This is a genomic window from Pseudoxanthomonas sp. JBR18 (genome assembly GCF_028198165.1).
In the GTDB taxonomy this organism is placed as follows: domain Bacteria; phylum Pseudomonadota; class Gammaproteobacteria; order Xanthomonadales; family Xanthomonadaceae; genus Pseudoxanthomonas_A.
Genome location: NZ_CP116339.1, coordinates 4,386,850 through 4,399,038, shown reverse-complemented (window position 1 = coordinate 4,399,038; position 12,189 = coordinate 4,386,850). Strand labels below are relative to the sequence as shown.

The 12,189-nt window shown below is 69.3% G+C and carries 12 protein-coding genes; 9 read left to right on the top strand and 3 right to left on the bottom strand.

Annotation, left to right across the window (positions count from 1 at the left end):
- Positions 1-31: 31 nt before the first annotated feature.
- Positions 32-409, bottom strand: coding sequence for a response regulator (locus tag PJ250_RS19700; RefSeq protein WP_271646319.1), 378 nt, complete (start codon positions 407-409; stop codon positions 32-34).
- A gap of 194 nt (positions 410-603) precedes the next feature.
- On the opposite strand from PJ250_RS19700, the gene PJ250_RS19695 reads away from it, so the two are divergent.
- The gene (locus PJ250_RS19695) at positions 604-804 is read left to right on the top strand and encodes a hypothetical protein (RefSeq protein ID WP_271646317.1); all 201 of its coding nucleotides are present in this window, start codon (positions 604-606) and stop codon (positions 802-804) included.
- 3 nt (positions 805-807) lie between these two features.
- Here PJ250_RS19695 and PJ250_RS19690 read toward each other — a convergent pair whose 3' ends face one another.
- Positions 808-2,373, bottom strand: a complete 1,566-nt coding sequence (locus PJ250_RS19690) for a histidine kinase famiy protein (protein ID WP_271648713.1) — start codon at positions 2,371-2,373, stop codon at positions 808-810.
- A 244-nt stretch (positions 2,374-2,617) separates the two neighbouring features.
- Between PJ250_RS19690 and PJ250_RS19685 the strand changes: the two genes are divergently transcribed.
- The 7 genes from PJ250_RS19685 to PJ250_RS19655 are packed head-to-tail and all read left to right on the top strand — an operon-like array spanning position 2,618 to position 9,023.
- Positions 2,618-3,283 (top strand): thermostable hemolysin, encoded by a 666-nt coding sequence (locus PJ250_RS19685; RefSeq protein WP_271646315.1) that lies wholly within the window; start codon positions 2,618-2,620, stop codon positions 3,281-3,283.
- The gene (locus PJ250_RS19680; protein ID WP_271646314.1) at positions 3,280-4,770 is read left to right on the top strand and encodes an AMP-binding protein; all 1,491 of its coding nucleotides are present in this window, start codon (positions 3,280-3,282) and stop codon (positions 4,768-4,770) included. The genes PJ250_RS19685 and PJ250_RS19680 overlap by 4 nt, the downstream gene beginning before the upstream one ends.
- The gene (locus PJ250_RS19675; protein WP_271646313.1) at positions 4,767-5,441 is read left to right on the top strand and encodes an iron-containing redox enzyme family protein; all 675 of its coding nucleotides are present in this window, start codon (positions 4,767-4,769) and stop codon (positions 5,439-5,441) included. The genes PJ250_RS19680 and PJ250_RS19675 overlap by 4 nt, the downstream gene beginning before the upstream one ends.
- Positions 5,441-6,280 (top strand): SDR family oxidoreductase, encoded by an 840-nt coding sequence (locus tag PJ250_RS19670; protein WP_271646312.1) that lies wholly within the window; start codon positions 5,441-5,443, stop codon positions 6,278-6,280. Before PJ250_RS19675 ends, PJ250_RS19670 begins: the two co-directional genes overlap by 1 nt.
- Positions 6,261-6,929, top strand: coding sequence for a hypothetical protein (locus PJ250_RS19665; RefSeq protein WP_271646311.1), 669 nt, complete (start codon positions 6,261-6,263; stop codon positions 6,927-6,929). Before PJ250_RS19670 ends, PJ250_RS19665 begins: the two co-directional genes overlap by 20 nt.
- Before the next feature lie 22 nt (positions 6,930-6,951).
- A complete protein-coding gene (locus tag PJ250_RS19660; RefSeq protein ID WP_271646310.1) occupies positions 6,952-7,641 on the top strand; it encodes a response regulator in 690 nt (229 codons plus the stop codon).
- A 17-nt stretch (positions 7,642-7,658) separates the two neighbouring features.
- Positions 7,659-9,023 (top strand): ATP-binding protein, encoded by a 1,365-nt coding sequence (locus PJ250_RS19655; protein WP_271648712.1) that lies wholly within the window; start codon positions 7,659-7,661, stop codon positions 9,021-9,023.
- Here the strand turns inward: PJ250_RS19655 and PJ250_RS19650 are convergent.
- Complete coding sequence (locus PJ250_RS19650; protein WP_271646309.1) at positions 9,020-11,461, bottom strand: penicillin acylase family protein; 2,442 nt, start codon at positions 11,459-11,461, stop codon at positions 9,020-9,022. The genes PJ250_RS19655 and PJ250_RS19650 overlap by 4 nt on opposite strands.
- 148 nt (positions 11,462-11,609) lie before the next feature.
- Here PJ250_RS19650 and bfr point away from each other — a divergent pair, with 148 nt between their 5' ends.
- Entirely contained in the window at positions 11,610-12,092 is a 483-nt protein-coding gene (bfr, locus tag PJ250_RS19645) for a bacterioferritin (RefSeq protein WP_271646308.1), read from the top strand.
- Positions 12,093-12,189: the final 97 nt, after the last annotated feature.

Sequence of the window (12,189 nt, the reverse complement as noted above, 5' to 3'; positions counted from 1 at the left end):
TTCAGGCTTCGGGCGCCGCGCCGCGGATCACTCAGTGGGTCGGGGTGCCGGCTTCGCGCCTGAAGGCTTCCAGCAGCAAGGTGAAGTTATAGGGCTTGGCCACGAACGTGACGCCTTCGGGAAGCGGCGGCAGTTGCTCCTTGGGGAAGCCTGAGGTCAGCACCGTACGCATGTCGGGGTTGGAGACGGCCAGCATCTGCAGCAACTGCACGCCCGACATGCCGTTGGGCATGAAGACGTCACTGAACACCACGTCGTATCCATCGTCGCGGGCGAGTTGGGCGATCGCGCCCTGTGCGCTCAAGGCGCCATCCACTTTGACGCCCAGAAGGTCCATGGCCTCACGCACGACGTTGATGAGCTCGGCGTTGTCATCCACCATGAGCACGCGGATCGGCTGGTCGTTCATATGGCTCCGAAGATCTTGTGTTTTCGCGCACGGTAGTCTTGTGGATGCGCACGCGGTGTCAAAACGGCGCGAGGATGTAGGGCCGTGCAAGGCGAGAACCCGGTGCCGTGGCGTGAAGCCGGTTTCACGATGATCCGACGTGGCAGTTCTACGATCCGGGAATGGGAGCGGCCCAGGGATTAAGGAACTCAAAGATGGCAGAACTGGTGTTGTTTGATAGCGACGGGCGAGGCCTGGCTTTGCCCCAGGGTGTGCGCGTGGAGCGCAACGAGGGGACTTGGCTAGTCCGCGAACACCTGCGTCTGCCGCTGCCCGCTGAGCCGGAAGACTTGACCCTGGACCAGTTGGAGTTGATCCACCATTCCATCCCAGGGTCGAGTTGGCTGGGCGTGTGACGCTCAGCCGGTGCCGGTCGGGCCATCGAGCAGCATGCGCAGGCGCCGCAGCAGGTCGCGCTGGGTATAGGGCTTGTTGATCAGGTCGAACTCCGCGCCGCCGGCATCGGTACGTTCAAGGCTTGCCTCCGCATAGCCGGTGGTCAGCAGCACCTTGATGCGAGGCATGCGTCGGCGTGCCTCGCGGGCGAGCACCACGCCGTTCATCCCGCCGGGCATCATCAGATCGGTGAATAGCAGGTCGTACTCGCGATCGGCGTCGAAATACGCCATCGCCTCCTGGCCGCTGCGGGCCACGTCGGTGGCATAGCCGGCGCCTTCCAGGAACATCTGCGCGACGCCGGCCACATCCTCGCGATCCTCCACGATCAGGATGCGCTCGTTGCCGCCCTTGTCCAAGGCGCGTCGGTTCACGGCTTCGAGCAGCCCGACCGAGTCTTCGCTTGAGGGAAAATACAGGCGCACCGTGGTGCCCTGGCCGGGCTCCGAAGACAGGTGCACCACCCCGCCGGACTGCTTGACGAAGCCATAGACCATGCTCAGGCCCAGGCCTGTGCCCTTGCCCACTTCCTTGGTGGTGAAGAACGGGTCCATCACCCGGTCCACGATCTCGGCAGGGATGCCGGCCCCGGTGTCGGTGATCGCGACGCTGGCGTAGCGTCCGGCCGCGAGCTGGCCGTGCAGTGAGGAGGCCGCGTCGTCCGCGCCGATTTCCACGTTGGAGGTCCGGATCACCACCTTGCGCTCGCTGCGACCGAGCAGCGCGTCGCGGGCGTTGATCAGCACATTGAGCAGGGCGACCTCGGCCTGGGTGGCATCGATGCGGCAGTTCCACAGCGCCGGGTCGAGTTGCTGCTCCAGGACGATGTCTTCGCCCAGGGTGCGCCCGGCCAGTTCGGTCATGCCCGATACCAGGCTGTTGAGGTTGAGCACGCGGCCCTGGAGCTTCTGTTTGCGTGAGAACGCCAGCAGCTGCTGGGTCAGCGTGGCGGCCTTGTCCACGGCGTCGCGCGCGTGTCCGGCACTGCGCAGCAGCTTGTCCTGCTCGACCTGCGGGCGGCTGGCCAGCAGGGTGATCAGCTCCAGGTGGCCGCTCATGACCTGAAGCAAGTTGTTGAAGTCGTGGGCGATGCCGCCGGTGAGCTGGCCCAGCGCCTCCATCTTCTGGGCTTGGCGCAAGGCGTCCTCGGCGTCGCGGCGACGGCTGACGTCCAGCTGCGAGCCGAAGAAATACACAAGCTCGCCCCGGTCGTCGAACACTGGCGAGGTGAACAACGCATTCCAGAACGAGCTGCCATCCTTGCGGTAGTTGAGGATCTCGGTGGCGAAATCGCGGCGCTCGGCGATCGCCTCGCGGATCGCGTCCACGGTCTCCCGGTCGGTCTCCGGGCCCTGCAGGAAACGGCAGTTGTGTCCGATGATCTCGTCGGCCGTATAGCCGGTCATCTCCAAGAAAGCGCGGTTGGCGAACACGATCGGATTGTCGTGGTGATGCGGGTCGGTGACGATCATCGGCATCCGGGTCGTCTCCACCGCAGCGAAGAAGATGTCCGAGCGGTGGTTGCTGATGTCGCTGACCGAGCCGGCGCGAATACGGGGTGAGGGAAAGCCTGGCGTCGCGGGATCTGGCAAGGGCGTGGTGGCCGCCACGGGCGGCTGTCTAGACGGGGGGCCAGTGTAGCGAGGCGGGCGATCGACACTCCACACCGCGGGTTAACGTTCCAGCGGCGGTAACCATCGCTTTGCGAAATCCGAATAAACGGCTAACAGTCGCCTAATCGAGGCTTAATTTGGCGCGCCGAGGATGCGGCGCATGTCCTGGATCCCCACTTCCGTCTTCGTCCCCCTGCCGGGACGTTTCGCCCATGCGCAGCTGGTCGGCCCGCATGATCCGCAACGCGCAGGCGTGGAGGCGTTCATCGCCGCCATCTACCGCGAGCGTTATGGCGCGCAGCTGCACAGTTTCCTGCCACACCTGCTGGCCTACTACGATCTCGCCGGCACGCTGGTGGCGGCCGTCGGCCTGCGCCTGGGCAGCGAAGGGCCGCTGTTCGTCGAACAGTATCTGGATCTGCCGGCCGAGGTCGCCATCGCCCAGCGGCTGGATTGCCATGGTGTCTGGCGCCAGGCGATGGCCGAAGTGGGCAACTTCGCGGCGGCTACACCGGGCACCGCGCGCGAACTGATCGTGCAGGTCACCTGCCTGCTCAACAGCGCCCAGGTGCGCTGGGTGCTGTTCGCCGCCACTCGCCAGCTGCGCAACGCCTTCGAACGCCTGCAGCTCTCACCGGTGGAACTGGTCGAGGCCCGGCCCGAACGGTTGGCCGGCTCCCAGACCGACTGGGGGCGCTACTACGACGCCAACCCGGTCGTGGTTTGCGGCAATGTGGCGACCGGGCACGCCTACCTGATGCAAAGGCTGGAGCCCGAGACCGAAGTGTCCGCACCGGCCGCCCTGTGCCTGGCAGGTGGCCTTTGAACGCTGGCGCGGTGCTGCTGGAGGCGTTGGGCACTTCGCCCGAACGGGTGATCACCGCCGCTGGCTCGCTGGGCGACGTGGCGCTGGCCGGGCGCGTGCGGGCGCTCGCCGGCCGCCTGGACCAAGCGGGCCTGCGGCGCGTGGCCAGCCGGATGGACAACGGCCTGGCCTGGCTGGAGCTGGACCTGGCCCTGCGCCTGCTCGACGGCGTGCACGTGCCGTTGCCGACGTTCTTCTCCTCCGAGCAGGTCGGACATGCCCTGGCCTCCAGCGGCGCCCAGGCCGTGATCGTGGCCGACGGCACGCCGCTGCCGCCAGGACAGGAGGGCCTCGAGGCCGAACTGGCGGACACCGGCCTGGATGGCTGGCGCGTGGGTGCGCCAGCGCTCGCGCTTCCGGACGGCACGGCGTGCATTACCTATACCTCCGGCACCACCGGCCGTCCCAAGGGTGTGTGCCTGGATGCGGCGGGGCTGCTGGCCGTGGCCGGTTCGCTGGTGCAGGCGTCCTCTGCGATCCGTCCGCGTCGGCACCTGTGCCTGATGCCGCTGTCCACGCTGCTGGAAAACGTCGCCGGGCTTTACGCCACGTTGCTGGGCGATGCGCAGATCGCGCTGCCGTCCCTGGCCGAGATCGGCTACACCGGCGCCTCGGGCCTGGACGTGCCGACCCTGCTCAAGTGCCTGCATCGCTATCAGCCCGAAAGCGTGATCCTGGTGCCGCAGCTGCTGCTGGCCCTGGTGATGGCGGCCGAGCACGGCGCGCCGCTGCCCGCGAGCCTGCGCTACATCGCCGTCGGCGGCGGGCGCATCGGCCCGGCGCTGCTGGCGCGGGCGCAGGCGCTGGGCCTGCCGGTGTTCGAAGGCTATGGCCTGACCGAATGCGCCTCGGTGGTCTGCCTCAACCGGCCTGGCGCGCAGCTGGCCGGGAGCGTGGGACAGCCCCTGCCGCACGCGCGCTTGTCCATCGACGAGGGCGAGATCCTGGTCGATGGCGTGCGGGCGCTGGGCTATTTGGGGGGTGAGGCCCTGCCCGACGGGCCGGTCCGCACCGGTGACCTGGGCCACGTGGATGCAGACGGGTTCGTGCATATCACCGGGCGGCGCAAGAACGTGTTCATCACCGCCTTCGGTCGCAACGTTTCGCCAGAGTGGGTCGAAAGCGAGCTGCTGCAGCACCCGGCGCTGGCCCAGGCGGTGGTCTGGGGCGAGGCGCAGGCCGACAACGTGGCCGTGCTGTGGCCGCGTCGCCCCGATCTCGACGACGCGGTGATTGCCGGGGCGCTCGCGCAGGTCAACGCGGGCCTGCCGGACTACGCCCGGGTGTCGCGCTTTGTCCGCGCCAGCGCCCCGTTCTCCGCGGCCGACGGGCTGCTGACGGCCAATGGCCGTCCGCGCCGCGAGGCCATCCTTTCCCGTTACCAGGCCGAGGTGGACGCCAGTTACCGCCGCCCGGCTTCCGTTCCCATTGCAGGAGTTGCCGCATGAGTTTCCACGATGAACTGCTCGCCCAGACCCAGGACGCGCGTGCCGGGCTGATTTCCGTGCCCATCATCCAGTCCGCGTTGGGTGGGCAGATCGCCCGCGAGGACTACATCGCCTTCCTGGGCCAGGCCTACCACCACGTACGCCACACCGTCCCACTGCTGATGGCCTGCGGCGCGCGTCTGCCGGCGCGGCTGGAATGGCTGCGCACGGCCATCGGCGAGTACATCGAGGAGGAAATGGGGCACCAGGAGTGGATCCTGGACGATCTGGTCGCCTGCGGTGCCGACCGGGCCACCTGCGCGGCTTCGGAGCCGTCGCTGGCCACCGAGCTGATGGTCAGCTACGCCTACGACACCATCGCGCGCGGCAATCCGGTGGGCTTCTTCGGCATGGTCCTGGTGCTGGAAGGCACCAGCGTGGCGCTGGCCACGCGCGCGGCCAACACCATCCAGACCTCGCTGGGCCTGCCGCGCAATGCTTTCAGTTACCTGCTGTCGCACGGGGACCTGGATGTGGAACACGCCGGGTTCTTCGAAGGCCTGATGAACCGCCTGGACGATCCGGGCGACAAGCAGGCGGTGATCCATGCTGCGCGTCGCTTCTACGTCCTCTACGGCGACATCTTCCGCACCCTGCGCCGCGATGGCATGCGCCTGGCGGAGGCCGCGTGATGGACCTCAAGGGCAAGACCGTCGTGCTGACCGGCGCCAGCGGTGGCATCGGCTCGGCCTTGTGCATGGCCCTGGTCGCGGCCGGTGCCACGGTGATGGCAGTCGGTCGCAGCGCCGCCCGCCTGGCCGTCCTGGCCGGCACCCAGCCGCAGGGCCGGGTGATCATCGTGGCCGCCGATCTATCCACCGCCGCGGGGCGCGCGCACCTGCTGGAGATGGCGCGCGCGCAGCAGCCCAAGCCGGCGGTGCTGGTGCTGGGACATGCGCGCAGTGCCTTCGGGCTGTTCCAGGAGCAGTCCGCCGCGGAACTGGAAGCGGTCATGCAGGCCAACCTCGTCGCGCCGATGCTGTTGGTGCAGGACTTCCTGCCGCTGCTGTCCGCGCAGCCGGAAGCATCGGTGGTCGCGGTGGGCTCGACCTTCGGAAGCATCGGCTTTGCCGGTTTTGCCGGCTACAGCGCCAGCAAGTTCGGCCTGCGTGGCCTGTTCGAGGCCCTGGCGCGCGAGCATGCCGACGGGCCGGTGCGCTTCCAGTACCTGTCTCCGCGCGCCACGCGCACCGCGTTCAACACCGCCGCGGTCGATGCGCTCAATGCCGAGCTGCGGACCCCGAGCGATACGCCCGAGGCGGTCGCTGCACAGCTGGTCCAGGCCATCGTGCAGGGCGATACACGCCGCCAGTTGGGCTGGCCGGAGAAATTCTTCGCCCGCCTCAACGGTGCCTTCCCGGCGCTGGTCGATCGCAGCCTGCGCGCGCAGTTGCCCACGATCCGGCGCCACGCCCGCGGCCAGGCCCATCCGTCCATCCAGGAACCCGCCCATGAACCTTCATCCCCGTAAGTCCGGCCATGGGCTGATGCTGGCCGCCCTGCTGATGGTGGGAGCCGGGACCGCGTGGGCCCAGGCCGTGTCGCCGGAGGTCGGGCAGGTCCGGGATCGCTGGGCGCAGATCAGCTACCAGACCCCCAAGCCGCAGCGCGAGGCCGCCTTCGAGGCCCTGGCCAAGCAGGCCGAACAGGCCGCGCAGGCAAAGCCGCGCGATGCCGCTGCCTTGATCTGGGAAGGCATCGTGCTGTCCAGCTGGGCCGGCGAGAAAGGCGGCATGGGGGCCTTGTCCCTGGTCAAGCGGGCCCGTGGCGATCTGGAGGCCGCGCTCAAGCTGGACCCCGACGCGCTGGAGGGTTCGGCCTATACCAGCCTGGGCGCGCTGTACTACCAGGTCCCGGGCTGGCCGATCGGATTCGGCAATGACGACAAGGCGCGCGAGATGCTGCGCAAGGGCCTGGAGATCAACCCGAACGGCATCGACGCCAATTATTTCTACGGCGACTTCCTGCGCGACCAGAAGGACTGGTCCGGCGCGGCCAGTGCCCTGCAGAAGGCGATCGATGCCCCGGCGCGGCCGGGGCGCGAGCTGGCCGATCGCGGACGCCGTGCAGAAGCGGCCGCCAAGCTGAAGGAGGTCCGCGCCCACCTTGCCAGCCAGTGAGGGCCCGGCCCAGACTGGGACCATGCGCATCCTGCTGGTCGAAGACGACGTCTCGCTGGGCGAGGGCATCTGCACCGCCTTGCGGCGCGGTGCCTTTGCGGTGGATTGGGTCCGCGATGGCGCCGCGGCGTTGATGGCGGTGCGCGACGGTGGCTTCGACCTGGTCGTGCTGGACCTGGGGCTTCCACGCCTGGACGGGATCGAGGTCATCCGCCAAGCGCGCGCTTCCGGGAGCAACGTGCCGATCCTCGTCTTGAGTGCCCGCGAGCGTGCCGCCGACCGCACCCTGGGCCTGGACGTGGGCGCCGACGACTACCTGGGCAAGCCCTTCGATACCGCCGAACTGCAGGCCCGCATCCGCGCGCTGCTGCGGCGCAGTGCCGGCCGTGCCCAGCCCACCCTGGATGCCGGGGCGCTGCACCTGGATCCGGCGCGCCTGTCGGTGACCTGGCGTGGTCGCGGGCTGGACCTCACCCGACGCGAGTTCGCCCTGCTGCGCCTGCTGATGGAGCAACACGGACGCCCCTTGGGACGCGAGACCATCCAGCAGCACTTGTATGGCTGGGACGAGGACGTGGCCAGCAACGCGGTGGACGTGCACGTCCACCAGCTCCGCCGCAAGCTCGACCCCGGGCTGATCCGGACCGTGCGCGGCATCGGCTACGCCCTGGACGAGGAAGCCGCGGCCAAGGCCGGGGCAGCGTCGCCTTGAACTCCATCCGCCGCGTGCTGATGGTCTCGCTGGTGGGCCTGCTGTCGGTGCTGCTGGCGCTGGCGGCGGTCTTCAGCTACCACGCCGGCCTGCAGGAGGCCGGGGAGATGTTCGACGCACGCCTGGCGCAGTCGGCGCGGGTGGTGATGAGTCTGATGGACGAACCGCTCGCCGACCTGGAAGCCCATCCGGGCGAAGCGGTCGTGCTCAAGGGCTGGCATGGCCAGGCACAGGGGGTTGGCGAGGCGCTGGCCTTCAGTAATGGCCATGCCTACGAGACCAAGCTGGCCTTTCAGGCCTGGAGCCACGACGGCAACCTGTTGCTGCGTTCGGACAGTGCGCCCACCCATGCCTTCGCGGCGCTGTCGCCTGGCTATGCCGATGTGCGGCTGGCCGGCTACGACTGGCGCGTGTTCACCCTGCGCTCGCCATCGGGTCGCTGGTTCCAGTCGGCCGAGCGCGCCGACATCCGCGCCGAACTGGCCGAGGACATCGCCGAGGGCACGTTGCTGCCGATGGCCCTGGCCCTGCCGCTGATGGTCTTGCTGATCTGGGTGGTGGTGCGTTGGGCGACGCGCGCGCTGGTGCGCGTGTCCGACCAGATCGGCGAGCGCGACCCCGAGCGTATGACGCCGCTGGAGCTGTCCAACCTGCCACGCGAGGTGCATGGTCTGGTACGGGCGGTCAACGGGCTGCTGCATCGGCTGGATTCGGCCCTGGCGCGCGAGCGGCGCTTCATCGCCGACGCGGCCCATGAGCTGCGGACCCCGATCAGCGCACTCAAGGTCCATGCGGGCAATCTGCGTCAGGCCGAGGACGGACAGGAGCGGCGCCATTCGCAGGCCCAGCTCGACGCCAGCGTGAGCCGGGTGGAGCGTCTGGTCGCGCAACTGCTCTCGTTGAGCCGAAGCGAACGCAGCGCCGGTCTGTCGGCTCCCGCGTTGCTGGACCTGGACGCGCTGGTCATGGTCGAGGTCGAGGAACTGGCGGCCATGGCCGACTGCAAACGCCAACAACTGAGCACGGACCTGGGGGGCGTCCAGGCCCTCGGCAACGAGCTGGGCCTGGGGCTGCTGGTGCGCAACCTGATCGAGAACGCCGTCCGCTACACCCCGACCGGCGGCCGGATCGTCATCCGCACCCAGGTACGCGACGGCGCGGCGCTGCTGAGCGTGGAGGACAGCGGCCCGGGCATCCCCGAAGTGGCGCGCGAACGCGTGTTCCATCGTTTCCACCGCGAACTGGGCAGCGGCGAGGAAGGCAGTGGCCTGGGTCTGGCGATTGTGCGCGAGGTGGTTGATGCGCACGCCGGCGGGATCGTGTTGTCCACTTCGTCCGCGCTGGGCGGGCTGGCCGTCGAAGTCTCGCTGCCGCGCGCCTAGCGCGGCTCCAACACCAGGCGGTGCTCGGCCGGGCCGGGCAGGAAGGGCGTCGGCTTGCCCTGCACCCAGTCTTCGTGACCGGCCCCCCAGTACGGCGACAGCGGGTGCCCGCTCTGTCCGCCCGGCATGTGCACGATGCCTTCGGCTTCGTGCCCGGGCGAGACCACCATGCGCTCGGAGGCGCCGAAGGAGGGGGCCTGGACCCGCGGCATGTCGCCTGCACCCGGCAACGGCTCGGCCGGCATGCACAGCAGGCGCTTGGCGTGCCACGGCAGCGCGGAGGCGAGCGGGTGGCAGATGCGCGCGGTGTTGCGCTCCCCCCAGGTGCGCGTGGACAGCGGCTTGTCCGGGGGTTCGAGCCGCGCGCGCACATCGTCGGCGGCCGCCTCCAGTAGCCGGTGCCAGCCGTCCCGGTCGTTGCAGCCGGCCGGGGCGGGATGCAGGGCGGCGCAGGACAGGCTGGCCGGCAGCAGATGTTCCGGGCGCTGTTCGAGCAGCGCCCAGGTCACGCCTTCCAGCTGCGGCAGCGAGGGGCGCGTGAACGTTGGCTCCAGGACCGCTAGCGCGGGCGCTTCCAGGCCGTCCTCCACGCGCGCCTGCACGGCCAGGCGCCAATCGTGGACCAGGCGGAAACTTACCGAGCCAGGCACCGCCGCGCCATCCCAGTGCGCCGCGGCGCGGGCCAGTGCACGCAGCGCGGAGTCTTCCGGCGCCTGGCGGGCTTCGCTGCGCAGCAGGGCCCACCAGCGCTGCAGGAACACGGCGCGATCGTCCAGCTGGACCGCGAGCAGCGCCGGCTCGTCCAGGTGCTCGTGGCGTCGCAGGTCGTCACGGATCTGCTGCGCGCGTGCGCCCAGGGCGTAGCCGCCATCGCCGAGCGTGGCCAGCAGGGGGCCGTCGGCGACCCGGTTGTTGGCCGTCCACAGGCGGCCCTCGACCGGATCCACCAACGGTTCTGCCAACCGGGTGGAGAGCGCCCACGGTGCGCACGGGGACGCGGCTTGCCCGGTCTGGTCGAATGCGGCCGACGCAGTGGGCAGTACCAACTGGCCGGCGTCGCAGCCCGGTGCACGCTGCGGCAGCGGGCCGAGCAGGCGCCAGGCGATGCGTCCATGCGCATCGGCCAGCAGCAGGTTCTGCGCCGGGACGGCGGTGTGGTCGGCCACCTTGAGCGCCGCTTCCAGGTCGCCCGCGCCGGCCAGGTCGAGCAGGCCCAGGTTGAGTGCTCCGGGCAGGTGCCCGACCCAGCGCAGGGCCAGCGCCTGGCCATCGGGCAGATCGCGGACCAGGGGACCGAAGGGTGTTTCGCGCACTTCAAGTGTGTCGTCCGCTCCGCCGGCCACCTCGATCCGCTCCTTGCGAACGGTGACCGGGGCGCAGGTGGCCTGAGCCCCTGACGTGCAGGGATGGACCCGGAACAGATCGGCGGTATCGGCGTAGCCGTTGGTGAATCCCCAGGCCACGTGCGTGTTGCTGCCGACGATGACAGCCGGCAGCCCGGGCAGGCTGAAGCCGGTCACGTCCACGCGGCCGCGCGCGGCGTGCGGGTCGGGATAGCGCAGGCGCACGCGGAACCACAGGTTGGGCGCACGCAGGGCCAGGTGCATGTCATCGGCGAGGATGGCGCGCCCGTCCCGGGTGTGGGCGGCGGAGATCGCGAAGTTGTTGCTGCCCGGCGCCAGGGCCGGCGCTGGCGGGGCCTTGTCGTGCGCTGCAGGGAAGGGCAGTTGGCGCAGGTCCACCTGCGTGGCCTCAGGCAGCGTCACCGGATCGCGCGGCCCGCCCTGCAGCGGGGCGTCCCACGCCGTGCCCGTTTGGGTCAGCAACGCGTACAGCGCCGGGGGCAGGTGCTGCTGCAGGTCCCACAGGCCCAGCTCGCGCGTATCGTCCGCGTCCTGCAGGTCGAAATACATCGCATCGCCGGTCAGCACGCTGTCGGCCGCCGTCCATGGCTTGGGCGCTTGGCGCAGAAGTAGGTAAGGCCAAGGCCGGCTGCGCAGGTCGGTCAGACCGCGATTGACCCCGGCGACATAGGCATCCAGCACGGGCCGATGCGCGCCGGCGAAATCGGGGAGCGAGGCCTGCGCCCGTGCGCGCATCCGGTGCAGCCGGTGGCGCCGGTCGACCGGCAGCGCCCGTGGTCCGAACAGCGCGGCCAGTTCGCCCGCGGAGGTCCGCCGCATCAGGTCCATCTCGAAGTAACGCTCCTGGGCGTGCACATAGCCCAGCGCGCGCGCCGCATCGGCGGCGTTGGCCGCGTCGATGGTGACCACGCCGTGCCTGTCGCGCACGATCTGGACCTGCGCGGACAATCCGGGCAGGGTCTGGCGGCCGTCCAGAGGCGCCAGGCTGCCTCGTAACAGCCACCATCCGGTCAGTGCTGCGAGCAGTCCAAGGACCAACAGCAGCAGGGCAATCCGTCCAATCCAGCGGGTCATGTGGGGGGCGTGTGGAAAGAGAGGGAGGCATGCGCGGGCCGGTGACATCGCGGCAAAGCCGCACCCGCGAGTGATAGTGATTCCGATTAGAACACCGGCCGCGTCTTTGCGGCACCATGCGCGCTGCACCAAACACTGAGTTCTCCCCATGAAAGGTCATCCCGAAGTCGTCGCCTGCCTGATCGAACTGCTGCGCGGCGAGCTGGCCGCCCGCGATCAGTACTTCCTGCATTCACGCCGTTACGAGGATCAGGGGCTGATGGCGCTGTACGAGCGCATCGGCCACGAGATGGAGGAGGAGACCGAGCACGCCGACGCGATCCTGCGCCGCATCCTGTTCCTGGAAGGCGACCCGGACATGCGCCCGCATCCGTTCACCCCGGGCAAGACCGTGGTGGAAATGCTCGAGGCCGACCTGCAGACCGAATACAAGGTGCGCGCCGACCTGGCCGCGGCCATGAAGCTGTGCGAGGACAAGCGCGACTACGTTAGCCGCGACATGCTGCTGGCCCAGTTGCGCGACACCGAGGAAGACCACGCCTGGTGGCTGGAGCAGCAATTGGGCTTGATCAAGCGCATTGGCCTGGAGCTCTACCAGACCTCCAAGATCGACGGAAAGTCCGCCGACTGAGCCACGTGCTCGCGGTGAAGCCGATTCGATGAGGCGCGACATCACAAGGTGTCGCGCCTCTTTCATGTCAGGCGTGCACCAGACCGGTGGGAGCCGC